This is a genomic window from Flavobacterium sp. NPDC079362 (genome assembly GCF_050267765.1).
Lineage (GTDB): Bacteria > Bacteroidota > Bacteroidia > Flavobacteriales > Flavobacteriaceae > Flavobacterium > Flavobacterium azizsancarii.
In genome coordinates this window covers 58,956-85,719 of sequence record NZ_JBNNFM010000001.1, presented here as the reverse complement: position 1 = coordinate 85,719, position 26,764 = coordinate 58,956, and the positions used below count along the sequence as shown (strand labels likewise).

The window sequence follows — 26,764 nt, the reverse complement described above, 5'->3', positions numbered from 1 at the left end:
GTCAAAGTTTTAAAAATTTGACAAAGATTATGATATTTTAAACAAACTCATATCCTGCATAAACCTGTTCAATTTCTTTCATGATATTGAATAGATTTTCTGGTTCATCAGTCGTTACTAATTTTTGTTTGTATTCTTTAAAAGAGTGAATTCCTTTGAAATAATTGGTATAATGACGACGCATTTCAACAATTCCTAAACGTTCCCCTTTCCATTCCATCGACCACATAAGATGGTTTCTGGCGGCTTCTACACGATCAGCCACTGTTGGAGCAGGTAAGTGCTCACCCGTTTTAAAATAATGCTTTATTTCGTCAAAAATCCACGGATAACCAATTGCGGCACGACCAATCATGATGCCGTCGATTCCGTATTCATTTTTATATTTTAATGCTTTTTCAGGACTGTCGATATCGCCATTTCCAAAAATAGGCATTGTAATTCTCGGGTTGTTTTTTACACGTGCAATATGCGACCAATCGGCGTGGCCTTTATACATTTGTGCGCGGGTTCTGGCGTGAATCGTCAAAGCCTGAACACCAATGTCCTGAAGTCTTTCAGCAACTTCATCAATGTTGATCGAGTTATCATCCCAACCCAAACGAGTTTTTACTGTTACAGGCAAATCAGTACTTCTGATAACTGCTTTTGTCAAACGAATCATCAAATCTACATCTTTCAAAACTCCTGCTCCAGCACCTTTACAAACTACTTTTTTTACCGGACATCCAAAGTTAATATCCACTAAGTCAGGTTTTACGGTAGAAACAATTTTAGACGAAAGTGCCATTGCTTCTTCATCTCCACCAAAAATCTGAATGCCAACCGGACGTTCGTAATCAAAAATATCCAGCTTCATTCTGCTTTTGATAGCATCACGAATCAATCCTTCAGACGAAATAAATTCAGAGTACATCATGTCTGCGCCATGCGTTTTGCATAATCTGCGAAACGGCGGATCGCTCACATCTTCCATCGGAGCAAGTAATAAAGGAAATTCGGGTAATTCTATGTTGCCAATCTTGACCATCTTCAATATTTTGTGCAAAATTACAACATTTAGTTTAATTTGTACCAAATTGAGGTTCAAAGGTTCAGAGTAACAAAGGTTCAAAGGTTTTTAAATCCTATAAGTTAGATAGTTCATTTAATAAAAAGGGTTGGTTTTCTTAACTTTTGCAGTGTTTTGTCATTTCGACCGAAGGGAGACCCGAGCGATAGCGAACAGACGAAGTAAATCACACTAGAAACTCCGCAATCAAGGTCGCTAATCTTTGTCGAATCCCGAGTGTGATTTCTCTTCAGTCGAAATGACACGTAGAAGACTTTTACCATATAGAGAGAAACCTTTGTCCCTCTGAACCTTTGTAACTTTGTCCCTTTTTCCTAAACTCTGTAATCAAAAAAGCGGATTGGTTTTCGACTCATTGGGTTAAAAACCAAAGGATTCAAGGTTTCTTTTGAGGCGAATTCAATCTTTGGAGTTACTCTAAGTTTAGCTCTGAAATGATCTTTTATCTCTTGCAAAAATTCAGAAGATTGGTTTTTTGCTGCAATTTTAATCACAATTTCATCCGTCCCCAGATCGTTGGTAGAGATTTCGATAATATGATTTTCGATATTGTCAAAGCCACTCAAAACATCGTTCATCGCTGGCGGATAAAGTGTTGTGCCTTTGTATTTGATCATTTGTTTTTTACGTCCCACTACCGGACCAACACGCAAAGTATTTCTTCCGCAGGCGCAGGGACTGTTGTGTAACTGTACAATATCACCTGTTTTAAAACGCAATAAAGGCATGGCTTCAATACCTAAAGTGGTAAAAGTCAATTCGCCAATTTCACCGTCTTTTACAGGAATATTATTTTCATCCAGCACTTCTACAATAATCAATTCCGGATGGTGATGTCCGCCAACTCCATGCTCGCATTCTGTAAAAGCAGTGCTCATTTCTGTAGAAGCATAAGTCGAAAACAACTTAATATTCCATTTTTCAGTGATTTTATTCGACAAAATATTCATCGAAAAATCCTGATTTCTTAGCGATTCTCCAATGCAAATTGCACCTTTTATGCTTGAATTATTATAATCGATTCCATGAGCTTCCGCATATTCAATTAGCTTCAATAAAAATGAAGGTACGGTAATTAAATACGAAGGTTTATATTTTAAAATAGAATCCCATTGCAATTCCGGAATTCCGGCTCCAACGCGAATTACACCTACTTTTAGTTTTCGCAATCCAAGAAAATAAGCCAAACCGGCCATAAATTTTCTATCAATTGTTGTCATCAACTGCACTACATCGCCTTCTGCAATTCCGGCACAAGCAAACGAAATAGCTTCATTATAAGCCAATCGGTCAAGGTCAGAATCAGTTAAGCCAAACGTTACAGGATCACCTAAAGTTCCGGAAGTAGAAGCGTAGTCGATGATTTTATTTTGTAGAACACATAAAAAATCATCATTATATTCCTGTAAATCCTCTTTTGTGGTTACCGGTAAATGCTGTAAATCTTCGAGAGTTTTAACCTTCGAAATGTCAATGTTTTGTCCCGCAAAAAGACGTTTGTAAAAAGGTGAATTTTGACTGATATACTGTAAAAGTTCCGCTAATTTCTGCTCTTGAAAATTTTTAATTTGTTCTAAAGAATCTTTTTCTATTAATGGAATCATTGTAATTTTCTTTTGATTTTTTTTAAATACTTTTCAATGCCTGCTTTATCAGGTACAGTAGTGATTTCTTTGGTTAAAGCTTTTTCAAAATTAGTCTGAGAAAGCTGGTATTGTTTTTTTTGATAAAAGTACAACCCTGCTTTGTAATACACAACCCAATAATCAGGGTTTAAGGATTGATATTGTTGAATAAATTCAGGACTAATAACTTCTTTGTTTTTTAGATACAGATCTATTTTATCGTCTTCAATTCTAAATTGCTGATAGTTTTTATATTGTATGGTTTTCAGAAAAGGGTCTTTGGCAATATTTAAATTTTTCTGTTGGAAAGAAACAATTGATTTCGCTTTTCTTTCTTTAAAAATAGAATCTAAATTATAGCAGACAAATTCGCCTAACTGATAAGGATTTGCAGATACCCAAACTAGTTTTTCTTTTGGTTTAAAAATAACTCCGTGATGCGCCATCAATTGGTTCAGTGCTTTTTCGTTACCGTAACCCAGCGCCGTATTTTTTAGCCCGTCTTTATTTCTTAGAATTTGTGAGGCAATTTCAGGATTGATTTTAGGATTTTCTGCAAAAAGTTCCTGCATTCTTCCAAAGCGATATTGAGAATGACTATTCGCAATTTGAGATTGATTTTGCTTTTCGTTTTTTAAATCTTCTCCCTGAAAATGATTCGAACAAAATAACTGATCACTGTTTGGCACTTCATAAATATCCATTTTATTAGGTGAAACTTCAATTAAAATAGCTTTGTTATCAAATGCACTTCCTACCATAATAGATTCTGAAACAAAGACTTTCCTCTTTTTAGCAATCGCAATGGATTCATTAATATTTTTGGCGTGTTGTAAAATTTCACGGGTCAAAATCGAAATTGGTGTTTTAGCAATTAATGGGATTTTAGATTTAGAAGCATTAATCGTAACCGTCAAACCTTCTTTATTCATACCGGAAACAGCACCAATCATTCCGGGCCAGGTAACCATCATAAATTGGTGACCTTCTTTCGGATTAATAAAGGCAACGATTTTGTTTTCCGCGAAAGCGTCATTCACATAAAAGTCAAAATTACGTCCCAGGATTAAATTTCCGTTTTCAGATTTTTGTCCCCAGGCAGCAAAAGAAGAACAGCCCACCAAAGCCAAATCTTGAAGGGCATGACCAATATCGTGTGCGGCATGCAAGTATAAACTGCGTTGATATTGCGGTGCAATGTTATCAAAATCATGTGAAGTGTATTGCGAAACTCCAAAAATCTCCGTTTGATACTCTTCAGGTACATTCAGGTATAATTTTCGATTGTACCATTTTAGAAAATTACGAAGTAGGTTCTGTTGAAATTCCGAAGGAACGATATCCTTTATTTTAGAAAAAAAGATATGTTCCTGATTTTTTAAAAGAGAATCTGATAAAGCGCCAGTATTAAGACCAATTTCAAGAGGATCACCTTCAACGTATAATTCCCAAAGACCTTGTTTGTTTTTTAAAAGTGAATTTTTTCCTGAAACAAATACGCTGTCAGATTGTTTTCTTACAATTGGTTTCGCTGTATTATATTGAGAAATTTCAGGTTTATGACGCATCGATTTTGATGTTCCGCAAGCTGCTAACATCAATAAAAAACTAAAGAAAAATAATAATTTAATTAGGTTTTTCATACCTTATTCATTCAGATGCCTGATTAATTTTTGTAACTAAATATTCTTTTCCAACAATTTCTGAGCAGGTTACAACAGCTCCAATTGTTACACCTAAAACCCCGTGCATATTAATACTTTGTCCGGTAAGATATAAATTATCCAGTTTGGTCTTAGAGGGAATTAAAGTTTTCATTGGATTGTTTGAGTCCTTTACATAACCGTACATATTTCCGTTATCTCCACCAATATAATCCCGATAGGAGAGTGGTGTCGAGGTATGAACAGATTGAATACATTCCTTTATATTTGGGAATTTTATCTCGATCTCATCTAAAAATTTAGCTGCTTTTCGGGATTTAAACTCTTCATAGCTTTCTCCACGATCATTTTTTTCTACTGTTGTATTAAAAGTTTCCATCCATGGTGCAACATCATCATATTTCATGTAGGTGATAAAAGTCATTCCTTCTGCCCATTCTTCCTGCTTTTTTGAGGCATTCATTGAGGCCATAAAAGCTTTTGGCCACGAATTTTCATCGTAATCATGAGAAGTCCAGACTTCAGAACTTTTCTTGAAATGATAGTGATTGTGATTGATGTATTTGAAGGTTTCCGGTTTAAAAACAATGTATAAACTAAACGCAGAAATAACACCTTCGAGACTTTGAACCCTGCTGTAAAATGATTTGCGGAAGTTTTCTTCACCCGCCATTTTTAGCGTAGTTTTTGGTTCTATGTTCGAGATAAAATAAGTGCCGGAAAGTTGAGTTCCGTCTTTCATCGCTACCGAAGTTACTTTTTTATCTTCTACATTAAAACGGATCACTTCTTTGTATTTATAAAACTCGCCACCGTGTTTTTTTAGCTGTTTCAGTAATTGCTTGGTAATCTGACTTCCGCCATTGACACATCGCCAGGAGCTTTGAATATAAGAGTTTACCGAAAGCGCGTGAACATAAAAAGGAGATTTATCAGCAATGCCGGCATACAAAAAATTAGAACCGGCCAGAATAGCTTTTAGTTTTTCATTTTGCGTACACTCGTCAATCGTTTCTTTGGCATTAAGACTTAAAATTTCGTTATCATATTTGCCATCCCATTCTAAATTATAAAGAGGGAAAGACTCACAAATCGTCTTTATTTTTTTGCAGTATTCCTCAATGTTAGCCTTTTCATCTGGGAAAAAATTCACTAATTGATTGGCAAAATTATCATAACCCTGTGCATGTGGATATTCGTTTTCATCATCTTCAAAGGAAATAACATCAAAACCATTTTCATCTAATTTTTTCAAATTAAGATGATCCATAATACCCAAATATTTAAAATACTGATATAAATTTTGTCCTTCTCCTAAACCTCCGATGTAATGAATTCCAGTGTCAAAAATGGTTTTGTCCCGAACAAAAGTCTGCAAATTTCCACCGTACTGATTGTTTTTTTCAAGTACACAAACACTATATCCTTCTTTAGCCAAGATAATTGCCGAGACCAATCCGCCTAAACCACTGCCTGTAATTACTACATCGTATTGTTCCTTCATCTTAATTTTTCTTTAATACGATTATAGAATTATCCTCTGAAACAAATTCAAAACCAAGGTTAATTATTGATTCTTTAAGGCTTGAACTATTAATTAAGATAATGCAGGAAGTTATAGAAACGACTTTTTCAAGATCATCTTTATAATTTTCATCAGAAATTAAAACAGCATCATATTGATTTTCTAAAGTAAGTTCAATAGTATCCGGATAGGAGATCTTTCTCTTTTTAAGGAAATAATTCGTTTTGGCAACTTCACGTTTCTCTTCATCAGAATTATACGAAACTATTTTTCGTTGAGGTTCTTGTAACGTTAATAAAACGTCTAATTGCCCGTAATCATTTGATAAATGCACTATTTTAGCTTTCGTCGAAATATGCTTACTCAGATGGTAATACGTCTCCATATTATTTTTTAAATCATTTTTGACGCTTTTGATAATTTCATTTTCTTTGTAATCATAACTATGAATAAGCATTTTTTTGAAATAATCAGGACCTTCTAATTGCTGACGTACTTTCTGAAATTCAGTTTTAAAATAGGTACTTAATTTTTTGGTTCTTTCGACATAATTTTTTCCAAAAGAAAGATTATCGGGAGCAATTCTTTCTAAAACAGAAAGCGTAAGATAACTGTGATGAATGACAAAATCGCCTTTCGGAATCGCTTCTGAAGCGCCGTGAATTAAAACCGGAACAATGTCTAAATTAAATTCCTCAGCCAGATAGAAAGCACCTTTATGAAAACGCTTGATCTGATTGCTCTCTGATCTTGTTCCTTCCGGAAAAATCATAAGTGAGTATCCTTCTTTTACTTTTTGACGCAAATGTTCGACTCCGCCTTCGATACCTTCAGAAACCGGATAAAAGCCTGCTTTTCTAACCGTCCCGCCAAAAATAGGAGAGTTGTAAACCCAATCATTTACCAGGAATATAATTTTAGGACTCAACATTCCCATCGCCAGAATATCGATAAACGAGGAATGGTTGGCAATAATGATAGCGGGTTTTTCGAAATGTTCATTAAAGTTATTGATGATTTTTTTATGAATAAACGGATTCGAATACAATACGGATTTCATAAATTTTGAAATGCAATAACGAAATGCTTTCATTTTTGTTTTTTCCTTTACAGGAAGAATCGGCATAATCGTAATACTAAAAAGTGACATCAAAATTCCGCCAAGTCCGTAATAAGTAAACGAGATAATACCATGAATAAATGTTCGCAATACAAAAGGTGCATTTCCTTTTTTAGCACGATTCGAAATAAATAGTTTAAATAAGATAGGGTAGAAGATGAATGTAATAATCAACGCTGCAAAAACCCCAATCAAAGAAACAGACGATATCGATCTCAAAGCCGGGTGACGTGCAAAAATCATCGCGCCAATTCCTAAAATGGTCGTTATTACAGCAAGAATTATTGAAGTCCTGTAAATCGCAATTTCATTTTTTCCCGTAGTATATTCTTTTTGAAGTGCGCTTGTCATGAAAATACTAAAATCGACACCATGACCAAAAATAAGTGTACAAACAATCATGCTGAAAATGTTCATCTGAATACCAAAGATTCCCATAATTCCAGCTGTGACAATTCCCGTTAAAGCAATTGGGATACAACTTACAATTACCAGTTCGAGTCTTCTGAAAAAGAAAAAAAGAATCAGAATCACGGCAACAAATGAATAATTAACAAGAGAGTTAAAATCGGTTTTCAGCGTACTAAAAAATGTTTCATTCATTTGCTGACGGTCAATCGCAATCACATTATTTTTAGCTGAAGCTGATTTTACAAAAGCATCTCTTTGTTCCGGCGTTACCCTTACTAAAGTTGAGATCGTGAAGAAACCATTTTTTTCGGTTACAAATTCTTTCAGTTGTAAGGCTTGAACTTTTAGGTATTCTTGTGCCGAAATGGGTTTGAAATCATAATCTAAATGATCATAAAAAATTGAATACGTTGTAGGTTTAAATCCTAGTTTTGAACCTTCGGCAATTAATTCAGATTTTAAAATTTGTTTTTTATGAGCATCCCAAAACGAATTCCATTTATCAATTTTTTGTTGTTGCTGTTTTTGCGAAAGCATAATGCCGCCAACTGAACTAAAATTTAATATTTTGTTTGTTTGTTTTTCTTTTGATAAATCGGCAAAAAGCTGAGAGTTGTTTTGCAAAACTTCTTCCATACTTTTTCCATAGGAAGCAACATAAATGGTTTTTTCAGTTAAGCTGGTGCTTTCTTCCAGATCTTTTTCAGCTGCTTTGATTTCTTTTGGAACAAAATTCAATTGTGATAAATCGTTATTGAAGCCAACATTGTTATAAGTGAAGCAGCAAATAATGGTGATTATAACACAAAAGCCAATCAGATATTTATTGTTGTGAAACGAGAAATGAGCCAATTTATCGATCGCATTTTTCTTGTGATCAAAATTGTTTTCTTTTGGTTTATACAAGTGAGGCACAATCAAAAGCGAGAAAATACCCGTTACCATAACAATTACCGCAGCAAAAATCCCTAGATCATTTAAGGCGTCTGATTTTACAAATAACAAACATAAAAAGGCAACAGCTGTTGTTGAGCTGCTCATAATAACCGGCATCGTAATGTCTTTGTACAAGGTTTTTACGTCACTATTGTGTTTGTAATGCGTGAGTATATGTATCGAATAATCGATTGTGATTCCTAATAAAATAGAACCAATGCCTAATGAAATGGCTGAGATTTGTTCTTTGACAAGATATAAAAATGCTACTGCGAACAAAGCACCAAAAACAGTTGGAAGAAAAATAATCAAAGGAATCCATACTTTTCGATAGAATAAAATCAAAATCAACATTAGCGTAATCATCGCAATTGTTGTCGTTAAGATAATATCGCTTTTGATTTGGTTGGCATTTGCAACGGCAATCAAAGCCGAACCAAAATAACTAATAGACGTTTTGCTTTTGAATTTTTGATTTAAATTATCCTGAATCGATTTTAGTTTATTAGCAAAAATGGTATTCTTTTCTGTTTCGCTCGAAGGAAGATTTGAGGTAATAAAAAGCAACAATTTCTTTTTGTCTTTCGTCATTACAAAACCATTGTTGAGCGTAAAATCGTCACCAATATTTAGTTGTTGTAATTTTTTCAGAGCGATAAACGAAATCCCAAGCGGATCCTGCAATATAAAATCTTTGGTTACAAATCCTGATGGAGAAATAATCGATTTGTAATTTCCCTGAACCGTTGCGGCAATACTATCTTTTTCGAGTTTATTCTGAATAGCAGTGTAATCTTTGTTCTCTAAAAAAAGAGGCAGATTATTGTAAACAAAATCGATAGTTTCCTGAATGTTTTCTTCGTCAATTTTTCCCTGAATTCCTGTTACGTAAGGTTTGCAGGATTTGGCCACGCTATCTGAGAAAATAGTTGCCATTTCTTTTAGATCTTCTTCGGTTCCGTTTTTTTCGAGTTTGAAAATAACGGTTGTTTTATCAGCAAAGTTAAGTTGTTTCAAAACTTTTGCTGTAACATCAGATTTATCGTTTGTTGGAATAAGTTTGGTAATGTCTTCTTCAAATTTAATTCGGGAAGCAAAAAAGCCGAAAGCGACTAACATCAAAATGGCCAATACAACCGATAAAGTTTTTCGTCGGTTTACAAATAAGTGAATGGCGTAGAAGTATTGATGCATAATTATTTATTATTGTTTTTTGCTGTAGTTTTTTTTCGCCGCGAATTTCACGAATTTACACTAATTAATTCGTGAAAATTTGTGCAATTCGTGGCAACTTGACATAGATTGTAAAATTATTTTAATCGGTTTAATCTGTGGCAAAACGTTACGTAATATTCGTTTTATTCTTAGCACTAAAAGCGGTTAAAAGTAAATAACTTATAAGACCAAATGTCAGCGCCAAAACGGATGCTAAAATAAGACTTCCGACGATATATTGGGTAGCATTTTTTTGAATATCATTCAATGTGACCGAACTATCTAAAACCAGTGGTGCGTCATTGGAAACAAAAAAGCTTCCCATTTTTAAAGAACCGTAGATAACGAAAGGGATAAAAGGCGGAAAACTCACATTCGAGGCCAGATAAGCAATGACTTTATTGAGCCTGAATAAAGCAGCAAAAGTAAAAAGCAAAACGGTTTGAAATCCCCAAAAAGGAGAGATTCCAATAAAAACGCCCAAAGCAATCGCCGCAGATTTTTTAAAATTAGAATCAGAACTTTCTAAAATGTCTTCAAGAAAGAATTTTTTAAACCCTTTTTTTTTTGCTCTTCTAAAAAAATCTCGGGGTTTGATGTACAATAATGCATTGATCACCAAAACAGTGTTTAGAATACTGATTCGGGTAAAATCCTTAAACGGACGAAAATGTGAAACACGTTCTGCAGGATCATACAAAATCTGAATCGGAATGTTTTTGACTACAATACCTTTCCAGGCAGAACGAACAATTACCTCAATTTCGAACTCAAATTTATTGGTATAAAATTGTTTTGGAATCAATCGCAAAGGATACAATCGAAATCCGGATTGGGTATCATCCAGTTTAATTCCGGTTTCGAACTTAAACCAGAAATTTGAAAATGTATTCCCAAAACTACTTTTCCGGGGTACATTTTCCTGTGTCATATTCCTGCTTCCAATTAAAAGGGAATTTGGCTCATCTTGAATAGTGGAAATAAAATGGGGAATATCAGAAGCGAAATGCTGTCCATCAGAATCAATTGTGATGGCGTACTCGAAATTCATTTCGATTGCTTTTCTAAAACCATTTCGGAGCGCCCTTCCTTTTCCTATATTTTTAGGATGATGAATTTGGGTAAGCTCCGAATATTGCTTTAAAATTTCGTTTGTTGTATCTGTTGAACCATCATTGACGATGATTATATTAGAAGTAAAATCTAAAATAGAATCCAGCACTTTTTTCAACGTTTTGTGATTATTGTAAGTTGGCACAATAACACAAAAATTGGTTGAATTAAGTAATTCTTGCTGAGACAGGTTTGGTTGCATTGGGATTTTTTTCTTTGCCTACTTCACAAATTGCTTCTCTTTTTCAGAGAAACTTTTCGATTGCAAAACAAAGTCTTTTATGTATTCTTTCAAAACACCGGTTTGTGCAGCGTAATGATCGGTGATGAATTTTTTATCTTCTTTTATGTTCTTTTTATAGCCGGTAATTCCGGGAACATCTTCCTGAATACTCAATCGAATCATTCTGATTTCGATATTGTTCGGATCGCTTTTTAAAGTAGCTTCAAGCAATTTTGCGCCTTCTTTGAAACGAGAGATTTTACTTCCTATAAGATTTTCAAATTTCGAATCTACCAAAATAGAAGCCGCTTTATAAGCCACTAAAATTTTCTCATCGTTATTTGAAATTGCGGAAAGTTTTTCTGTAAATTCTTTAGCGTTTGCTTCTGATTTTGCAACATCAGGATAAATTTTTCTGATAGTGGCCAAATCTGGAGTTCCGGCAAAATTGACCCAAAGAAGTAATGATAATAGTAATTTCATAGTTATAGTTTTTTATACATGTTGCTTAATTTCAGAGCAACAGTGTCGTTAAAATATGTGGTGTTTTTCACCTTTACCAAATCATCTTCTGTGGTTGTAACGTCAAGCTCCAGACGTAATTCGGGATTTGTTTCCGGATTAATCAATGCCATGAATTTTACGTTTGTAAGAGTTTGAATCATCAAAGTACTTTTTGTAATAGATTCTGTAAGTTCTTTGATAATTTGAATCATGCAAACGCCCGGCATAATTGGGTTTCCTGGAAAATGACCTTTAAAAACCTCATGATTGGCATTAACTAATATACGAATATTATATTTAGCATCTCCTGTTTTTTCTTCAGAAATTACTTTGTAAAAGTCTTTTAATACCATAATTTTTTATTTTACTTTGAAAGTATAAGCGGCTCCAAATTGAAAAACCAAATTATTATTATTTGTAGAATCAGCATAATAATTGGTAAAAGCATTCGTAAAACCTTTTTTTACTCTTGCTTCAAATGCAATACCATTTTTTAAACTGTAACCTAATCCTGCAATCATTCCCAAATCAATATCATCACCTTTATTAAAATTGTAATCTTTTGCTTTAGGGTTTGCTTTAATATCGTCAGCAACTAAAATATCAAAAAAAGGTCCGGCTAAAACATAAAAGTTTTCACTAAAATTAAATTTATTTATGGTAATTGCCGAAATATACTGTAATGAGGCATTTACAGTTCCGCTATCATATGTAGTGCTGTAAGTATTAGTCTGCGGATTGTAATTGCTTGTGCTTCCCATACTCGCAGTTCCTTTTGCTCCTTGTCTTGAGTAGGTTATTTCAGGTTGAAGCGTATAAAATCCGGAAAGTTTTAAGGCTCCAAAAGCACCTATATAAAAATCTGTTTTGCTGTCAAGTTCTGATTTTGTTAATTTTGATAAATTTAATCCGGCATGAATTCCTGGTCTAAAAGTAACTTGAGCATTTGATTTGAAAATCCCTATTACTATCAGAAGAGTAATTGCAATTTGTTTGTTCATCTTTGTTTGTATGGTCTTAAGGTTAGTTTAAATTAAAATAGTTAAGATTTATTTTACTTTAAAAGTGTAACTAATACCTATCTGGAAAACCTGATTCAGGATAAAATCGTTGTAGCGATAACCATTATCATTATCAACTCCGTCGTAACCATAAATATCAATTAAACCTTGTTTTAATCTTGCTTCAAACGTTAATCCGTTTGGCAATGTATATCCAACACCACCAACAATGGCAAGGTCAAAATTTTCAGGATTACTGTTGATATAATTGTCAGAAATTTTTAAATCAAAAGACGGTCCTCCTAAAATGTGAAAACCTTTACCACCAATGTTAAATTTTGCAACAGCACCTAGCGTTAAGTAGTTTAATTCATAATTTACATAACGATCACTATAGCCGTTTCCAAAAAATTCTCTTCCTTCATCGCCTTGTCTTGAATACGTTATCTCAGGCTGTAACGAAAAATATTTATTAAATTTAATGTTCACTAATCCACCAATATAAAAATCTGCTTTAGATCGATTATCATCAATATTCGTTAAAGTTGATAAATTCAGACCTCCACGAAGTCCCGGACTAACCGTTACCTGTGCAGTCGATGTTATGATACCAATAAATAAAACAAAGACAATTACGGTTATTTTTTTCATTTTGGTTTGATTTTAAGTTTATGATTCGATTAAAATTTTATTCTGATTTGAAATAATTCAGCTCAATTTTCAACTTAATATTCTGATGAATAATCTGAATTTTCTCGGCAAAAATATTGTTTTCTGAACTAAATATCAGTGTAAAATTTTCTTTTGTTTTAGAAGAATGAACGACTTTCTCTAATTTATGATCTTTTTTCGAGATAAAGAGATAGTTATCACGTTTGCCGTCTTTCGATTTATAGATTTCATCTGAGTCATTCTCAAATTGTTCCTGAACCAGATATTCTTTTTTTAGCAGTAAACGAAAATCTTCTTTCAAAGTATTGACGAGGATCTTTCGATCTAATTCTGATACAATCGAATTGACTTTGAAACTGTTGTCAGAGATCTCAAAATCCAGCAATTTATTACCAAATTCAGTTGTAAAAACGATTCTATGTACTGTGTCATTTATTTTTTTAGCAATAAAAATTCCGCTAATTTCATTTCCGTAGACTGTGATATTGGTTTTATAAACATAATCTGTTTTTGAATCTGAGAAATAGGGAACCTCATAAGATGTTTTGTCTAATTTTTTAGGGATGTAATTTTTTGTGACAGAGCCACAAGAAATTAAAACAATCGCCAGAAAGCAATTAATTAGTGAAAATTGAATCGTCGATTTTTGCATTGATCACTTTGTTTTTAAGTACAATTCGGGTATAGTCTTCAGATGATTCTAATAATTTTACTTGAACCACCGTTGCTTCATCTTTGTCAAAAGTGAGTTCAATTTGTTTGATGTATTTTTTTAGCGTTGCATCTTTCGGAACAAATTTCGCCAAATTTTGTCCCTTTATTTTAAAGTACGAAATCGTAAATGCTGCATCGTCGAACATATTTCCGCTCACGCTTCCAACGATTAATTTATTGATACGGCCAAAGATTTTGCTGTTGCCAATATCAACCGCGCTTTTCTTTCCTTCGTCATTGATCAGGATTTTTCCGTTTTTAAAAACGATACTATAATTGTATGGTTTTTTATATTGCCATTGTAAAAGACCAGGTTCTTTAAAAATCATTTTACCCGAAGTTTCAATGTCTTTCGATAAAAAATCCAAATGTTTGTATTGTACAAAATCAGTACTTAAGGTTTTGATTTTTTTCGAAACCACATTTACATCCTGCTTGAAAGCTGCAATTTCAGCATCCGTCATTTTTTGTTCCTGAGCAAACAAATTGCCTGAAATAAATAGAATTAGTAGGGCTATTTTAGTTTTCATAGATTGTTATAAGGTGTTTAGCAAGACCTAACAGGTTTTTAAAACCTGTTAGGTCTAACCTGATGAGTTCCTGTTCTATTAGCGTTCAATTCCATAAGCATTAAGATTCAAAAGTTCTTCGATTGAAATCACTTTGTAATTGTTTTGTTGCAAAAATTGCAAAAACTGTTCCAATACCAAAACCGAGTGTGATGCGGTATCATGCAAAAGTACGATTCCGCCGGGAGAAACACGTTTTATAATGCGATTGAAAATCAATTCCTTATTTTTTGTTCCTCCATCAAGCGACCGAATATTCCAGCCAATTACTTTATGTCCGGTTATTTTCAATGCTCGCCTGATCGAAGGCGTTGTAACTCCATAAGGCGGACGAAAGAAATTTATTTTTCCAGAAGTAAATCTTTCCAGAAGCTGATCTGTTTTTTCAATTTCTTCTTTGATCGTTTCAGCATTATAAAAATCAAAAAATTTAGAATGACTGTACGAATGATTTCCAACCAAATGTCCGTCAGCAATAATTTGTTTTAAGATTTCAGGATGCGCTTCAATATTTTTTCCAATGCAAAAAAAAATCGCTTTTACATCGTATTTTTTTAATAGATCTAAAACTTCTAAAGTAAAAATACTTGGTCCGTCATCAAAAGTAATGGCAATTTTCTTTTCTGTTTCTGAGGAATTATTGCAGTAAGCTTTTACATGATAATCAGAAGAAATTCGGGAAGAGCCAATGGCGTTAATTCCCAGCCAAATCAAAACAATTGCGATAAACCATAACCAGCTAATTGCTGTATAAAAGTTCAGAAGAACGAGTAAAAGCAATAAAAAGAGAAAGAATAACGAAATGTTTTTATGCGTTATCATTTTGATATCAACGTAAAACTATGGTTTTTACCATTCAATTGATTGTACAATAAAAGGGTATTATAAACTGGTTTTTCGACCGAATTTACTTTTATGATTTCAGGAATTTCCTGAGTTTTAATAATTTTAGAAGCCATCCATAAAGCAAAAGCAGAAGCAGTATCGTATTCACCACTTAAATGTTTATAATATAATTGAGGTATTTCTGCGAAAGCATTTTCAGCAAGATTTCTATAATAGTTTTCGAAATCTGCATTTCCGTCAAAACCTAAAACTAAAGCATCTAGATCTGAAATTTCTAAATTATTAGCTTTCAAAAAGGATTTAATTTCTGCCTCAATTTCATTTTCTTCCAGTGTATTTACAATAGCAATATCCAGAATTTCAGCATATGTATTGTCTTTTCTTTCATTTTCTAAAACAAAAAAACTGGCACCTTCTCCGTAAACAGCACCACTTGTTGTAGAATTCAAAAGATCATAAGGCGCTAAATTATCAGCTTTGATACGTCCGTTTAATTTGAAAAGGGCAGTAGTATAATCGCCATTTTCATCAACTCCCCCAATTAAAACAGATTGGGCTTCGTCTTCTTCGATTTGCATTTTAGCATCTAAAAGAGCCGATTCAAAAGAAACAGCGCCATTTACATACGTAAAATTATAACCTTTACATTGCTGCAACAAAGCGATTTGAGCACCAACAGTATTATGCGTAGATTGAATAAAAGAAGTTGGTGTGAGATATTCTTCGTTATTATCCAGAATACTTTTTAGGAATTTTTCAGAATCTTCGATACATCCTAAACCGGTTCCGGTAATAATTGCATCAACATTTTCGATGTTTGCATCTTTCAGAGCAAGGGCCGAAGCAACGATTCCGTTTTTCACGCCTTTTGCCATTCTTCTGCTTGCTGCCGGAGAAATATAATCTTTGTAAACAGGAGGAACGATTGCTAATACATTTTGATTATGATTGACAACGGCTTCTTCTAAAAAAACAGTATCAAATGTTTTTTGAGTCGAAATACAGCCTACTCCATTTATATATGTTCTTTTCATTTTAGCTTTTTGAAAATATAAGGGTAGAACAATTTCCTCCAAAACCAAAAGAGTTGGATAAAACGTGTTCGATGTTTTTATTTTTTAAGGAAGTTTGAGGTTGTAAATCAAATTCTTCCATCTGATTTTCGAAATTCAAATTCGGGTAAACCACATTATTCTGAATTGCCAAAACACTGTAAACAGCTTCAATGGCCGCCGCTGCTGCCAAAGTATGTCCTGTAAAAGGTTTCGTTGAACTAAAATCAGGAACTTTTTCATCCTGATAAATTCTCTTTAAAGCTCTTCCTTCAGATAAATCATTGTTTGGCGTTGCCGTTCCGTGTACATTAATGTAATCTATTTGCGAAGGTTTTAAACCTGAAATATCAAAAGCTTTTTTCATTGCTAAATAAGCACCATCTCCGTTTTCTGAAGATGCAGTTTGATGAAAAGCATCATTTGCATTTCCGTAACCAGAGACACGAGCCAGTACTTTTTTGTTTTGTCTCGCCACAATTTCATCTGATTCTAAAACCAAATATGCTGCTGCTTCGCCAAGGTTTAATCCCTTGCGTTCGTTGTCAAACGGTTTGTTGAAATCGTCTGATAAAATCATCAAAGCTTTAAATCCGTTAATGGTGAATTTTGCCAAACCATCAGCTCCGCCCACAATTACACGATCTAATTTTCCGGTTTTAATTAATCTGGCACCCAGCATAATCGCGTTTGCTGCAGAGGAACAAGCCGTACTAATTGTTGTAACGATTCCTTTTAAACCCAATTCCTCGGCAATTTTTTCTGCAACATCGCCGCCATCGTGACAAGTAATGTATTTAATAAGTTCCGGATGTGTGAAATAATCGTAATAGTGTCTTTCAGTCATGTCCATTCCGCCCACACTTGTAGCCGAAATAAGTCCGGTTCTGAATTCGTTTATCGATGTAATTCCTGCATTTTCAACAGCTTGTTTGGCTGCCAAAGTACCAATCATTGCCGTTCTTGAAAAGTTATTATCTTCTGTAAGTTGTAATTCTTCAACCAATTCTTCATTGGTTTTTTTGATTTCTCCTACCTTAATAACATCCGCATGAATTGTCGAAATATTTGTGATACGGGAAATGCCAATGTTATTTTCGATCAACGAAATATAATTTTCTTCGACTGAATTTCCAATCGAAGAGATGATTCCCATTCCCGTTATTGCAACACCTTTACTCATTAATTTTAGAGTTTTGATTTTAGATTGTAGATTCCAAAACTTTGTCAAAGTTTCAAACTTTGACAAAGTTGTACACCATTTGCGAAAACCTGTTTAACCTGTTTGATCCGCAGGCAGAAATCTATTTTGTTCTGTTAGCGCTAATATAAGCTGCCATAGTTTCGATCGACTGAAAAATGGTTTTTCCTTCTTTGGGATCTACCAATTTAATTCCGTAATCTTTATCTAAAATCACGATTAATTCAAGCGCATCAATCGAGTCTAAACCTAAACCATCTCCAAACAAAGGATCGTTATCAGCAATATCTTCAATTGCGATATCTTCAAGGTTTAAAGTAGTAATGATTTTGTTTTTTAATTCTTCTTTTAATGCTTCCATGATTATTTATTATATAATGTATTGATATTTTCGTTTTTATATTTTGCGCTTTCTTCTTTGCTAATGGTGCAAAGAAAAGCCTTGTAATTATCATTAAAAAATTCTACCCAACCGCAAAGAACTATATCTGCCTTATTCGTATTCAGAAGAATATCCGAGTAGTTCGACATAAATTCAGTGTTAAAGGCGTCAAATATAAAGAAAGAATTTTCACTTTTCAGCTGATGGCGGATACTTATTTCGCCCAAACATATATTTGGGAGCGTATAAACGAAAACTGCAGGACTCGGAAAGTAGTTTTCTTTGTCTGAAATCGATTCTTGGTATTTAACATCAGTATCTAAACTTGAGGATTTATTGGCTAAAACCAAAGCGATATTGTTTTCAGTTTCTAAAGAAGTTATCGGACTCAAAAGCAATTCGGATCCAAGAAAAGCCAGTTTACTCAAAGCATCCATTTTGAAAAATTTCGGATATTGAATGTCAAAATTACGATAGGCTTGTTTAGAGAAATCCCCAAAATCTGTTGGTTCTATTTTGAATACAGAAGTTCCGTTCAAAACAATTTCGTTGTTTTGAATGGTGATATAATCGTGTATATATGTTTTGTTTTGAGTCATTTATTTAATTTAACACTAATTCCACAAATTAGCACGGATTGGTTTGGGTTTAAATTACACTAATTACTCTGTGAAAATTAGTATCTTCTTTTTTAGGAAACCCAAGTATCAACAATATTCGTAATATGCCATTCTCCAGATTTGTTTTCAATTGTAATCTCAAATCCTCTTCCGCATTTTCCTCCCCCACATGAAGCTTTGGCAGATAAAACTCCATATGTCCTCGTTTCATTGAAATGAATTTTATAAACTTTAATAGTGCCAACTGGCATTTTGCTTTTTTTATCATTTATGTCCCAATATATTTCCTCAGGAAATTTAGAAGCATATTGAAAATTAAACTTTTTGTTATTTTTGAATGGAGTCAAATCAAATTTATCATCATTGATTCCATTGCTTACTACAAAATCATAGACACTGATTAAAATTCGTTTTTTGTAATTTTTAATGCTGTCTTGTTCTATCTGATATCTTTTTAATTTATCATGATAACCAATAGTATCTTCTTTATTAGTCTTAAAATCTAGCCTTGGCATCGGAGGCGGTTCCAGAGTTCTTCTATCCATATAAATAGAATCTACAATTTCGACAAAGACACTATTCATAACGTCTTTTTCAAAATCCGATTCAGATACTTCTTTCTTTTTGCATCCAAAAGATGAAAGAAGAACTAGTGTTATAAATATGAATTTTGATAATTTCATTTTACTTCAAAAATTTGAACTTTCAAGATTTCCTTGTAAGTTCGATTTTTTCATTTGAACTGTTCGGAATTTTCGAACAGTTCAAACTTTATTTATATTTTAATCCGTGAAAATTAGTGCAATTCGTGTTTAACTTTTTCAAAAACAACAGCCGTATTACAACCTCCAAAACCAGAAGCTGTCTTCAAAAAATAATCAATGTTTCTTTCTTCATTTTTTTCAATAACATTAATCGATTCACTAACCCCAATTTCATCAAAACCTTTCGATTCAAAAAGCATATTTTGGTTTACTGATTCTATTGCAATTACGGTTTCTAATAATCCTGAAGCGCCTAATGTATGACCGTAAAAACCTTTTAAACTATTTATGGGAACATTTTGTAAACTTAAACGGTTTAATGCAATGGCTTCCATTTCGTCATTGAATGGTGTTGCCGTTCCGTGTGCTGAAATAAAATCAAGTTTATTACCATCTATTTGAGATTCTTTTAAAGCATTCTGAATACTTCTGAACAAACCTTCGCCTGTTCTTGACGGACCCGAAATATGATTGGCGTCGTTTATCGAACTGTCTCCAATTACTTTTATTTTAGCAGTTGCAGGATTCGCCGAAAGTAAAACTGCTGCCGTTGCTTCGCCTAAACTGACTCCGGTTCTGTTTTTAGAATAGGGTTTACAAGGCAAATCGCTCATTGCCTGAAATGAATTAAATCCAGATAAAACAAATTCTGAAACTTCATCTCCGGCAACTACAAAAATGTTGTCGTACAATTCAGACTGAATCATTCTCTTAGCAACCGAGACGGCCAAAATTCCGGAAACGCAAGCATTCGAAACCACAATAGGTTGTGTTTTGAACCCGAAGAAATCGGCAACATTTCGAGCTAAAACATCTAAATGAACATTATTGAAATTGTCGCCTGAAGCATCTTTTAACGCCGTAATATTTCCTTTTGTAGTCGAAAGTATAAAGGTAGTTTTCGAATTTAATTCAACTCCCGAATTTTTGATAATGGGCTCTAAAGCCAGAATCATCATTTTTTCTAAACGTGAATATTTTGTTTCAGTGCTGATTTTTTCAAAAGCACTGTTTATTTTTTCATTAGAAATAATTGAAGCATAAAATGAATTTGGCATTAAAGAAATATCATTATGCAATTGAATACCGGAATCACCAAGAAGAATTGCTTCGACATTCGATTGAACATCAAATCCTAAAGGTGTGATACAATTGGTTTCGGTGATATATACTTCTCTTATCATTTTATCTTTTTTGATGGGTGAAAAATGGCCCACAGATTGTACGGATTAAACTGGTTTGCACGGATTTTTTTTTAATTTTAATTCGTGAAAATTGGTGTAATTCGTGTTTGTCTTTTATTTTAATAATCCCACTTTTCGTTTCCACTCTTCGTAGAAAGGAGGATTGGTAAGCATTAAATTTCCGTCGCCATCTAAAAAAACCTGAACGGTTTCTCCTGTGCAGGCAACTTCGCCTTTTGCATCTAATATTCTAAAACGATAAATCATTTTGGCAGCTGGAGTATCTACAACCGTTGTTTCTATGGTTACAACATCTCCGTAACGTAAAGATAATTTATGTTCGCATTTTGATTTTACAATTGGCGTTGTATAACCTGTATTACCAATATCGAGATAGGTAAGTCCGTGTTGACGCCCAAAAGCTTCTCGTCCATCCTCAAAATAGGTAATATAGTTACCATGCCAAACGATTCCAAGCGGATCAGTTTCGTTAAAACGGATTCTGATTTCGTGAGAAACGGTTAAGTCAGTGGCTTCGTTATACTGTTCTTTTCTTTTTGTCATAAAATAAGGCAATAGATGTTGTGATAATAAAGAACAAAAATAACAAACTTATTTTTGGGATGATTTCAAGGAAAGAAACGTTGCGTAATAAAACATCATAGAAAGCTTCTAATCCCCAATTCATAGGTGATGATTTAGCGATATACTGCATGACAGTTGGCATTGCAAAAACTGGAACCCAAACACCGCCAACGGCAGCCAGAATAAGTACGCTTGTTGCACCAAACGGAGCCGATTGTTCTTGTGTATTGGCAACGGTTCCTAATAAAATTCCGAAACCGATGGCAGCAAAACCTGAAAACAAAGCGACAATACTCATTAAGAATAGATGTCCCTCGATGTTTAAAGAAGGCAAACCAATATGTGGAAATAAAAACACTGCTACAGCAACCATCATATAAAACTGAATCATACAAATGGCTGAATATGTAATGGTTTTACCAATAATCACTACTAAATTAGAAACCGGATTGGTCAATAATCGAACAAATGTTCCTTGTGATTTTTCTTTTACAATATTAATAGACAACGGAATCACGATAAAAAATATCGCAAAAAGTGTCCATGCCGGAACGTTATGCTGTACTGAGTTTGGACGAACTTCTTTGTTGTTAATTCTTGGGATTATTTCTTTGAAAGTAATGAAACTCTTTTGATCGAATTCAACAGTTCCTTCTCCCAATTGATTTTGAAAAGTCGTATAAATTGATTTGGTTTCGATTTGAGAAATCATTTTATCAATCGAATTCATCACGGCATTTTTGAAACTCATCTGAACCGCCGGATCAAAATACAGTTTTACTTCTTTTTCTTTGATTACTTTAGGTTTTTCAGTTTGAGCTGTACTATCTGTTTCTGTTAAGCCCATTTTGCTCACAATGTTCTGGACATTCTGATCGATTTTGGTTTGTAAATCGACACTTAGATTTTTCGGAATTATAATCGCTAATTGAAATTTTCCTTTGTAGACGGCTTCTTTAGCTACTTCTTCCGTAATTACTTTATTGTCGATTTGCGTAACAACGCTAAATAAATTGCTTTTTTCAAGGTTATCAAAAACTGTTTTAGAAACAGAACCATTGTCATTATCAACCAATAAAATTGGAATTTTATTATCGCTGATAGTTTTAAAAGTACTGTCCTGAATTAAAGTTACCGTGATTACAAGTACCAACGGCATGATAAACAGAATGATTAATCCGCCTAAATCTCGTTTAAGCAAGAGAAATTCTTTTACTACGGACATCCAAATTTTATTGACCATCTCTAAAATCTTTACCGGTTAATGAAATAAAAACTTCTTCAAGATTACGTGCTTCATCTGTCGAGTCTATTAAACTTGATGGCGTTCCTTGTGCATAAATTCTGCCTCGGTCCAGAATGGCAATATGGGTACAAAAATCTTCGGCTTCAGCCAAATGATGTGACGTATATATAATTGTAGTTCCGTTTTGGTTGAGAACTTTCAAATAATCTATAATAGCGTTTTTAGACTGAACATCAACGCCAACAGTTGGTTCATCTAAAAATAAAACTTTAGGATTGTGCAGAATTCCGGCAATCAAATTGACTCTGCGTTTCATTCCGCCTGAAAAAGTTTCAATGCGTTTGTCTGCGAATTTTAGTAAACCCAAAAGATCTAAAGTTTCAACGACTTTATCTTTTAAGTAAGCGCCCTTTAAACCGTACATACTCCCAAAATAATGTAAATTTTCTCTTGCGGTCAAAGTAGGGTATAAGGCATATTCCTGAGGAACAACGCCAATGATCTTTTTGATTTTAGAAGAATGATTGGTGTAGTTCAGATCATCAATTGTAAAATGTCCTGAGGTTGGTTTGATCAATCCGCAAAGCATGGAAATTAATGTTGTTTTTCCGGCACCATTTGGACCTAATAATCCAAAAATCTGTCCTTCGTTTATCTCCAGCGAAACATCGTTCAAAGAATACATGTCAGCATCTTTGTACTTTTTCGAAAGGGATTCTATTTTTATAATGGGTTTCAAAATATATTTAGCTAATCGCTTTTTTTAGTTTTTTGAAAAAGATTTCTTCTCTATTGGCAATGCTCAAAAGTTCATCGGCAATGGCATTGTAAGCATCTTCTTTGGCGCTTCTGTTTTTATAAATTCGGGAAGCTTCAACAGCAAAATCACGCCATGAATCTCCAATCTGAGTCATTTCTTTAGAAAGTGCTTTTAGTTCTTCATTGTTTAAAATAACCGAAGCTTCTTGTAAAAAAGCAGCATATATAAAACGGAAACCTCCGCCTCCGGTTCCTATTTCTTCCTGCATGCGGACCATTTGCGCCAAATAATGATTGGCTTTTTTGGTGCCGTGTTTTACAGGCCATTTACGAATTTGTCTCGATACGAATTTTATTCCGCGTACACCAACAATTGGCATTGGTGCCAGCATATCGCGACAGGTATTTTTGATTCCTTTGATGATCGCACTTTTCAAATCAACATTTTCAGGAATCTGAATCGGGTAATACATTTGCCCTCGTGGCGCAAAAGCACCTTTGGCAAAACGTACTTTGTCTAATTCGTCATGTGTTAAAGTCGTAACCGTTTCCATAACGGGATCGCTGACCAAATAATCGGTTTCAGTTTTTCCGTAAACAACTAAATTGTGTGCATTAAAATGAAAGCGATATTCATCAGGAAAATAACTCAAATGATACACTCCAACTTGTAATCCGGTTGGAATATTATTTTTTAAATTTTCATCTAAAGCTTTGTTTGCATTTACTGTAGAGGAGAATTTTTGTCTTTTTATTTTTAGATTCAAACGACTTGCCAATTTATTAAAAATTTGTCCTGGCAAAGTTCTGTAGCTAATTGCTGGTGCATGATTTACTTTTAGAAAAGGTAAATACACGAAGAAAAGTCCGGAGCCAATACCAAAAACCATAGGTTCGCTGATGTTGAGTCCGCTGTTTTTTAACAAATTCGAAGCTACTCCATTCTCACAATGAGCGGCTTGATGATGTGTAAAATTAGTTTGCATTAATCTGTTTTAATATTTTTTAATTCAGCTACCGAAATCTCAAAAGCATCGGCATATTTTTGTAAAATGGTATTGCTTAGTTTGGCAAAAACAGTTGGTTTAAAATGTCTTTTTACACGCCATTTCCACATTCCAACATAACTCGACAAAATAGTAAGATCCATTTTAGAGAGCTCCATATAATAACAAATAGGGCTTACTTCTCCAATTTGAACTTGCATTTTTGCTTCAGCAATTCGTTCGTTTATTTCGTCTATTGAATTGGATAGTGCGATGCTTTTAGGTTCCCAACCGGTACTTAAAGTTGTAGTATATTCTCCGTTTTCATCGGTAGCATACAAAAGTTCTTTAACGTTGTTTTTTGTTAAGTTGCTTTTGTCTTGTGGTACTTTTTCTTTTTCCATTTCATTATTAATTTATTAGATACATACGGCTAATGCGATACATAAACTAATTATTAAAAACCCCAGATTTGTGAAGGCTAAATTTTGTTTTTTCTTCACAAATAAATAAATCATTTCTATGAGCATTCCCAAACAAAATGCCTGGATTGCCATGAATTCCATAATAAAGAATCCTAAACCATTATCAAAATGTTTGTGATCGTCTCCGTGACAATGTTTATGACGATCAACGGTAAGATACCAAAGTAAAAAAACAGATCCGACCAGAAGAACTAAAATCACAATCCGGATTAATAAATGCAAAATGATTTTTTTAGCATTCATTTACACCGAAGCTGTCTTCTGGATGAACAAATTAATCTCGCATTCTAAAAGTAACTTATGTCCCCATATACTTTCGCATTTCATTGTACACAAGGTATAATCGTCACCTGTGAATTTTGAAACCAAAGTTGCTTTGGTAATAATCGTATCGCCTACTTTTGGAAGCAAATGTATTTTAAGATTTTTTATTGCACTAATGAAACCCAATACATTTACGTTTTCGTTTTCTGTTCCGTCTTCATCAAAAAAATACTTTTTGCCTACAATAGCAGAACAGGTTTGCGCTGTGTTTTCGATTAGACCTGCTTCTATAAAAACGTTATTGTCAATAAAAACATTGTCTTTTTTTATCAGGAAGGTCGTTTCTACGAAGTTAGCGTCTATATCCAAAATTAAATCCACCATAAGCATTGGAGCTCGGTGGGGAAGGTAATTTTGTATATCAACTCCGGTTTTCATTTCTGCTATCATTTTGCTAAAACAGTTTTCATTTGTCCGTTGGCAATTTCTTCGTTGTTTAGAGTAGTTACAATATCAACCAGTGTAATTCCGGCAAATTCCTGTAAAATTGTTACCGTCGATTGAATTGTATCATTAATTTTTGGCAATTTTTTAATCACAATTTCTTTGATTGAACCTATATATCCCGTTGGGGCTATTTCGTTTTTTAAGAAAAATTGATAACCTGTGTGCAAAGCCACAGATTGCGCCATATGTTCTATTAAACCTGCTTCTAAAAAAGTATCGTTGTCAAAAAAAATAGTATCGTTTTGAATTTTAAAACCTGAAACTAATGAAGTTTCAGTATATGAATACATTTGATCTACCATAACAAAAGGAAACTTTTGCGGCAATAAATTTTCAACAGCTTCTTTTTCTAAAAGTAAAGTTGTTTCCATTAGCAAACAGTTAAATAAGCATATGCAAAAGAGAATCTTCCACTTTCAGGAACAGATAGCAGTATACGATCTCCTTTTTTTAAATTTCCTGAATTCATCAATTCTTCAACAGCTAAATAGATAGAGGCAGAGCCTACATTTCCTACTCTTGAAAGATTCATGAACCATTTTTCATCAGCCATTCCGATTCCTTTCTCGCTTAATCCTTTTTTTAATCCTTCGACAAAAAAGTTAGAAGAAACGTGAGGAATAAAATAATCAACCTGATCTGACGTAATATTATTTTTAGACATGGCATCGCTCATACTTTCAGCTCCTTTAGAAAGAATAAATTCATCCAGTAATTTCACATCTTGTTTAATCGCAAAAACGGATTGGTTTAGCCATTGTTCCGGAGGATAATCGCTCCATGCTTTAATTTCTCCATTTTCTAATTTATCACCACCGGCATACATGCAGGTTTCTAATTCGTAAGCATACGAAAAAGCTTCCATCCATTCGATTTTTAAAGAAATATCACCACTTGGTTTATTTTCTAATAAAAATGCACCGGCTCCGTCAGATAACATCCAACGTAAAAAATCTTTTTTGAAGGCAATAATAGGCTGCTCTTCAAGACTTTTTAGATTTGCTGCTTCATGATTGTACATTTGAGCATTCAGCCAGGTCGAAACTCTTTCGGACCCTGTGCAAACTGCATTTTTAGAGTTTCCTGATTTTACAGACAGAAAACCAAATTTTAATGAATTCATTCCGGCACAGCAAACACCAGTTGATGAATTTAATTCTACCGATTTATTTTTTAATAATCCATGTACCATCGCTGCGTGCGAAGGCAAGAAAATATCAGGTGTTGAGGTTCCGCAGGAAAGCACTTCAAGATCTTGTGCGGTAAAGTTATCGTCAAATAATTGCACAATAGCATTTCGGGTCAATTCAGCATTGTTATGCGTGCTTTTTCCGTTTTTGTCTATGGCGTAATAACGGGTTAAAATTTTATTATTGCGCAAGATAATACGCCTTGCTTTAGAGGCAGCATCATTAATAAGACCTAAATAATCTTCCATTTCGTCATTAGAAACAGCTTCATTTGGCAAATACTTTGCGGCTTTGGTAATATATACTTCAAACATAATCTAATTTCGTCT

At 33.7% G+C, this 26,764-nt stretch carries 28 protein-coding genes; all 28 read right to left on the bottom strand.

The annotated features are described in order from the left end of the window. Positions 1 to 37: 37 nt before the first annotated feature. Complete coding sequence (dusB, locus tag ACQKCJ_RS00370) at positions 38 to 1,030, bottom strand: tRNA dihydrouridine synthase DusB (protein ID WP_271335080.1); 993 nt, start codon at positions 1,028 to 1,030, stop codon at positions 38 to 40. 356 nt (positions 1,031 to 1,386) lie between these two features. Further along, positions 1,387 to 2,676 (bottom strand): phenylacetate--CoA ligase family protein, encoded by a 1,290-nt coding sequence (locus ACQKCJ_RS00365; protein ID WP_427401122.1) that lies wholly within the window; start codon positions 2,674 to 2,676, stop codon positions 1,387 to 1,389. Next, a complete protein-coding gene (locus ACQKCJ_RS00360; protein WP_271335082.1) occupies positions 2,673 to 4,340 on the bottom strand; it encodes a C45 family autoproteolytic acyltransferase/hydolase in 1,668 nt (555 codons plus the stop codon). Before ACQKCJ_RS00360 ends, ACQKCJ_RS00365 begins: the two co-directional genes overlap by 4 nt. Before the next feature lie 7 nt (positions 4,341 to 4,347). Further along, positions 4,348 to 5,865, bottom strand: coding sequence for a phytoene desaturase family protein (locus tag ACQKCJ_RS00355; protein ID WP_271335083.1), 1,518 nt, complete (start codon positions 5,863 to 5,865; stop codon positions 4,348 to 4,350). 1 nt (position 5,866) lies between these two features. Next, positions 5,867 to 9,547, bottom strand: coding sequence for a 1-acyl-sn-glycerol-3-phosphate acyltransferase (locus ACQKCJ_RS00350; protein WP_271335084.1), 3,681 nt, complete (start codon positions 9,545 to 9,547; stop codon positions 5,867 to 5,869). Positions 9,548 to 9,695: 148 nt separating this feature from the next. Further along, positions 9,696 to 10,883 carry a DUF2062 domain-containing protein gene (locus tag ACQKCJ_RS00345; RefSeq protein ID WP_271335085.1) on the bottom strand — a complete coding sequence of 396 codons (1,188 nt, stop codon included), beginning with the start codon at positions 10,881 to 10,883 and terminating at the stop codon, positions 9,696 to 9,698. 18 nt (positions 10,884 to 10,901) lie between these two features. Further along, the gene (locus ACQKCJ_RS00340) at positions 10,902 to 11,387 is read right to left on the bottom strand and encodes a hypothetical protein (protein WP_271335086.1); all 486 of its coding nucleotides are present in this window, start codon (positions 11,385 to 11,387) and stop codon (positions 10,902 to 10,904) included. 2 nt (positions 11,388 to 11,389) lie between these two features. Further along, positions 11,390 to 11,761 carry a 3-hydroxyacyl-ACP dehydratase gene (locus tag ACQKCJ_RS00335; RefSeq protein ID WP_271335087.1) on the bottom strand — a complete coding sequence of 124 codons (372 nt, stop codon included), beginning with the start codon at positions 11,759 to 11,761 and terminating at the stop codon, positions 11,390 to 11,392. 6 nt (positions 11,762 to 11,767) lie between these two features. Then, positions 11,768 to 12,409, bottom strand: a complete 642-nt coding sequence (locus ACQKCJ_RS00330) for an outer membrane beta-barrel protein (RefSeq protein ID WP_271335088.1) — start codon at positions 12,407 to 12,409, stop codon at positions 11,768 to 11,770. Positions 12,410 to 12,457: 48 nt separating this feature from the next. Next, the gene (locus ACQKCJ_RS00325) at positions 12,458 to 13,060 is read right to left on the bottom strand and encodes a porin family protein (RefSeq protein WP_271335089.1); all 603 of its coding nucleotides are present in this window, start codon (positions 13,058 to 13,060) and stop codon (positions 12,458 to 12,460) included. A gap of 37 nt (positions 13,061 to 13,097) precedes the next feature. Continuing rightward, positions 13,098 to 13,733, bottom strand: coding sequence for a hypothetical protein (locus tag ACQKCJ_RS00320; protein ID WP_271335090.1), 636 nt, complete (start codon positions 13,731 to 13,733; stop codon positions 13,098 to 13,100). Next, positions 13,699 to 14,325 carry an outer membrane lipoprotein carrier protein LolA gene (locus ACQKCJ_RS00315; protein ID WP_271335091.1) on the bottom strand — a complete coding sequence of 209 codons (627 nt, stop codon included), beginning with the start codon at positions 14,323 to 14,325 and terminating at the stop codon, positions 13,699 to 13,701. Before ACQKCJ_RS00315 ends, ACQKCJ_RS00320 begins: the two co-directional genes overlap by 35 nt. A gap of 78 nt (positions 14,326 to 14,403) precedes the next feature. Beyond that, the gene (locus ACQKCJ_RS00310) at positions 14,404 to 15,186 is read right to left on the bottom strand and encodes a polysaccharide deacetylase family protein (protein ID WP_271335092.1); all 783 of its coding nucleotides are present in this window, start codon (positions 15,184 to 15,186) and stop codon (positions 14,404 to 14,406) included. Next, entirely contained in the window at positions 15,183 to 16,244 is a 1,062-nt protein-coding gene (locus ACQKCJ_RS00305; RefSeq protein WP_271335093.1) for a beta-ketoacyl synthase N-terminal-like domain-containing protein, read from the bottom strand. The genes ACQKCJ_RS00310 and ACQKCJ_RS00305 overlap by 4 nt, the downstream gene beginning before the upstream one ends. A gap of 1 nt (position 16,245) precedes the next feature. After that, positions 16,246 to 17,445: a beta-ketoacyl-[acyl-carrier-protein] synthase family protein gene (locus ACQKCJ_RS00300; protein WP_271335094.1), complete on the bottom strand. Its 1,200-nt coding sequence runs from the start codon at positions 17,443 to 17,445 to the stop codon at positions 16,246 to 16,248. A 121-nt stretch (positions 17,446 to 17,566) separates the two neighbouring features. Continuing rightward, positions 17,567 to 17,824, bottom strand: a complete 258-nt coding sequence (locus ACQKCJ_RS00295; RefSeq protein WP_017496902.1) for a phosphopantetheine-binding protein — start codon at positions 17,822 to 17,824, stop codon at positions 17,567 to 17,569. Positions 17,825 to 17,826: 2 nt separating this feature from the next. Next, positions 17,827 to 18,444, bottom strand: coding sequence for a 3-oxoacyl-ACP synthase (locus ACQKCJ_RS00290; RefSeq protein ID WP_271335095.1), 618 nt, complete (start codon positions 18,442 to 18,444; stop codon positions 17,827 to 17,829). 92 nt (positions 18,445 to 18,536) lie between these two features. Next, positions 18,537 to 19,148, bottom strand: coding sequence for a hypothetical protein (locus ACQKCJ_RS00285; protein ID WP_271335096.1), 612 nt, complete (start codon positions 19,146 to 19,148; stop codon positions 18,537 to 18,539). Between the two features lie 113 nt (positions 19,149 to 19,261). After that, positions 19,262 to 20,413, bottom strand: coding sequence for a beta-ketoacyl synthase N-terminal-like domain-containing protein (locus ACQKCJ_RS00280; protein ID WP_427401121.1), 1,152 nt, complete (start codon positions 20,411 to 20,413; stop codon positions 19,262 to 19,264). Between the two features lie 114 nt (positions 20,414 to 20,527). After that, positions 20,528 to 20,977, bottom strand: a complete 450-nt coding sequence (locus tag ACQKCJ_RS00275; RefSeq protein WP_271335098.1) for an acyl-CoA thioesterase — start codon at positions 20,975 to 20,977, stop codon at positions 20,528 to 20,530. Then, positions 20,952 to 22,241, bottom strand: a complete 1,290-nt coding sequence (locus ACQKCJ_RS00270) for an ABC transporter permease (protein ID WP_271335099.1) — start codon at positions 22,239 to 22,241, stop codon at positions 20,952 to 20,954. The genes ACQKCJ_RS00275 and ACQKCJ_RS00270 overlap by 26 nt, the downstream gene beginning before the upstream one ends. Then, positions 22,231 to 22,929: an ABC transporter ATP-binding protein gene (locus ACQKCJ_RS00265; RefSeq protein WP_271335140.1), complete on the bottom strand. Its 699-nt coding sequence runs from the start codon at positions 22,927 to 22,929 to the stop codon at positions 22,231 to 22,233. The genes ACQKCJ_RS00270 and ACQKCJ_RS00265 overlap by 11 nt, the downstream gene beginning before the upstream one ends. Positions 22,930 to 22,990: 61 nt before the next feature. After that, a complete protein-coding gene (locus tag ACQKCJ_RS00260) occupies positions 22,991 to 23,989 on the bottom strand; it encodes a BtrH N-terminal domain-containing protein (protein WP_271335100.1) in 999 nt (332 codons plus the stop codon). Next, positions 23,989 to 24,393 carry a hypothetical protein gene (locus ACQKCJ_RS00255; protein ID WP_271335101.1) on the bottom strand — a complete coding sequence of 135 codons (405 nt, stop codon included), beginning with the start codon at positions 24,391 to 24,393 and terminating at the stop codon, positions 23,989 to 23,991. The genes ACQKCJ_RS00260 and ACQKCJ_RS00255 overlap by 1 nt, the downstream gene beginning before the upstream one ends. A 15-nt stretch (positions 24,394 to 24,408) precedes the next feature. After that, entirely contained in the window at positions 24,409 to 24,696 is a 288-nt protein-coding gene (locus ACQKCJ_RS00250) for a hypothetical protein (protein WP_427401120.1), read from the bottom strand. A 21-nt stretch (positions 24,697 to 24,717) separates the two neighbouring features. Then, complete coding sequence (locus ACQKCJ_RS00245) at positions 24,718 to 25,176, bottom strand: ABC transporter permease (protein WP_271335141.1); 459 nt, start codon at positions 25,174 to 25,176, stop codon at positions 24,718 to 24,720. A gap of 8 nt (positions 25,177 to 25,184) precedes the next feature. Next, on the bottom strand, positions 25,185 to 25,616 hold the full coding sequence (locus tag ACQKCJ_RS00240) for a hypothetical protein (protein ID WP_427401119.1): 432 nt from the start codon (positions 25,614 to 25,616) through the stop codon (positions 25,185 to 25,187). Further along, on the bottom strand, positions 25,616 to 26,749 hold the full coding sequence (locus ACQKCJ_RS00235) for a beta-ketoacyl-ACP synthase III (protein WP_271335104.1): 1,134 nt from the start codon (positions 26,747 to 26,749) through the stop codon (positions 25,616 to 25,618). The genes ACQKCJ_RS00240 and ACQKCJ_RS00235 overlap by 1 nt, the downstream gene beginning before the upstream one ends. Positions 26,750 to 26,764: the final 15 nt, after the last annotated feature.

What these genes read in the sequence shown, in the direction of transcription:
- dusB (WP_271335080.1), bottom strand. Translation starts at nt 1,030, where the DNA reads ATGGTCAAGATTGGCAACATAGAATTACCCGAATTTCCTTTATTACTT.
- ACQKCJ_RS00365 (WP_427401122.1), bottom strand. Translation starts at nt 2,676, where the DNA reads ATGATTCCATTAATAGAAAAAGATTCTTTAGAACAAATTAAAAATTTT.
- ACQKCJ_RS00360 (WP_271335082.1), bottom strand. Translation starts at nt 4,340, where the DNA reads ATGAAAAACCTAATTAAATTATTATTTTTCTTTAGTTTTTTATTGATG.
- ACQKCJ_RS00355 (WP_271335083.1), bottom strand. Translation starts at nt 5,865, where the DNA reads ATGAAGGAACAATACGATGTAGTAATTACAGGCAGTGGTTTAGGCGGA.
- ACQKCJ_RS00350 (WP_271335084.1), bottom strand. Translation starts at nt 9,547, where the DNA reads ATGCATCAATACTTCTACGCCATTCACTTATTTGTAAACCGACGAAAA.
- ACQKCJ_RS00345 (WP_271335085.1), bottom strand. Translation starts at nt 10,883, where the DNA reads ATGCAACCAAACCTGTCTCAGCAAGAATTACTTAATTCAACCAATTTT.
- ACQKCJ_RS00340 (WP_271335086.1), bottom strand. Translation starts at nt 11,387, where the DNA reads ATGAAATTACTATTATCATTACTTCTTTGGGTCAATTTTGCCGGAACT.
- ACQKCJ_RS00335 (WP_271335087.1), bottom strand. Translation starts at nt 11,761, where the DNA reads ATGGTATTAAAAGACTTTTACAAAGTAATTTCTGAAGAAAAAACAGGA.
- ACQKCJ_RS00330 (WP_271335088.1), bottom strand. Translation starts at nt 12,409, where the DNA reads ATGAACAAACAAATTGCAATTACTCTTCTGATAGTAATAGGGATTTTC.
- ACQKCJ_RS00325 (WP_271335089.1), bottom strand. Translation starts at nt 13,060, where the DNA reads ATGAAAAAAATAACCGTAATTGTCTTTGTTTTATTTATTGGTATCATA.
- ACQKCJ_RS00320 (WP_271335090.1), bottom strand. Translation starts at nt 13,733, where the DNA reads ATGCAAAAATCGACGATTCAATTTTCACTAATTAATTGCTTTCTGGCG.
- ACQKCJ_RS00315 (WP_271335091.1), bottom strand. Translation starts at nt 14,325, where the DNA reads ATGAAAACTAAAATAGCCCTACTAATTCTATTTATTTCAGGCAATTTG.
- ACQKCJ_RS00310 (WP_271335092.1), bottom strand. Translation starts at nt 15,186, where the DNA reads ATGATAACGCATAAAAACATTTCGTTATTCTTTCTCTTTTTATTGCTT.
- ACQKCJ_RS00305 (WP_271335093.1), bottom strand. Translation starts at nt 16,244, where the DNA reads ATGAAAAGAACATATATAAATGGAGTAGGCTGTATTTCGACTCAAAAA.
- ACQKCJ_RS00300 (WP_271335094.1), bottom strand. Translation starts at nt 17,445, where the DNA reads ATGAGTAAAGGTGTTGCAATAACGGGAATGGGAATCATCTCTTCGATT.
- ACQKCJ_RS00295 (WP_017496902.1), bottom strand. Translation starts at nt 17,824, where the DNA reads ATGGAAGCATTAAAAGAAGAATTAAAAAACAAAATCATTACTACTTTA.
- ACQKCJ_RS00290 (WP_271335095.1), bottom strand. Translation starts at nt 18,444, where the DNA reads ATGACTCAAAACAAAACATATATACACGATTATATCACCATTCAAAAC.
- ACQKCJ_RS00285 (WP_271335096.1), bottom strand. Translation starts at nt 19,148, where the DNA reads ATGAAATTATCAAAATTCATATTTATAACACTAGTTCTTCTTTCATCT.
- ACQKCJ_RS00280 (WP_427401121.1), bottom strand. Translation starts at nt 20,413, where the DNA reads ATGATAAGAGAAGTATATATCACCGAAACCAATTGTATCACACCTTTA.
- ACQKCJ_RS00275 (WP_271335098.1), bottom strand. Translation starts at nt 20,977, where the DNA reads ATGACAAAAAGAAAAGAACAGTATAACGAAGCCACTGACTTAACCGTT.
- ACQKCJ_RS00270 (WP_271335099.1), bottom strand. Translation starts at nt 22,241, where the DNA reads ATGGTCAATAAAATTTGGATGTCCGTAGTAAAAGAATTTCTCTTGCTT.
- ACQKCJ_RS00265 (WP_271335140.1), bottom strand. Translation starts at nt 22,929, where the DNA reads ATGTATTCTTTGAACGATGTTTCGCTGGAGATAAACGAAGGACAGATT.
- ACQKCJ_RS00260 (WP_271335100.1), bottom strand. Translation starts at nt 23,989, where the DNA reads ATGCAAACTAATTTTACACATCATCAAGCCGCTCATTGTGAGAATGGA.
- ACQKCJ_RS00255 (WP_271335101.1), bottom strand. Translation starts at nt 24,393, where the DNA reads ATGGAAAAAGAAAAAGTACCACAAGACAAAAGCAACTTAACAAAAAAC.
- ACQKCJ_RS00245 (WP_271335141.1), bottom strand. Translation starts at nt 25,176, where the DNA reads ATGAAAACCGGAGTTGATATACAAAATTACCTTCCCCACCGAGCTCCA.
- ACQKCJ_RS00240 (WP_427401119.1), bottom strand. Translation starts at nt 25,616, where the DNA reads ATGGAAACAACTTTACTTTTAGAAAAAGAAGCTGTTGAAAATTTATTG.
- ACQKCJ_RS00235 (WP_271335104.1), bottom strand. Translation starts at nt 26,749, where the DNA reads ATGTTTGAAGTATATATTACCAAAGCCGCAAAGTATTTGCCAAATGAA.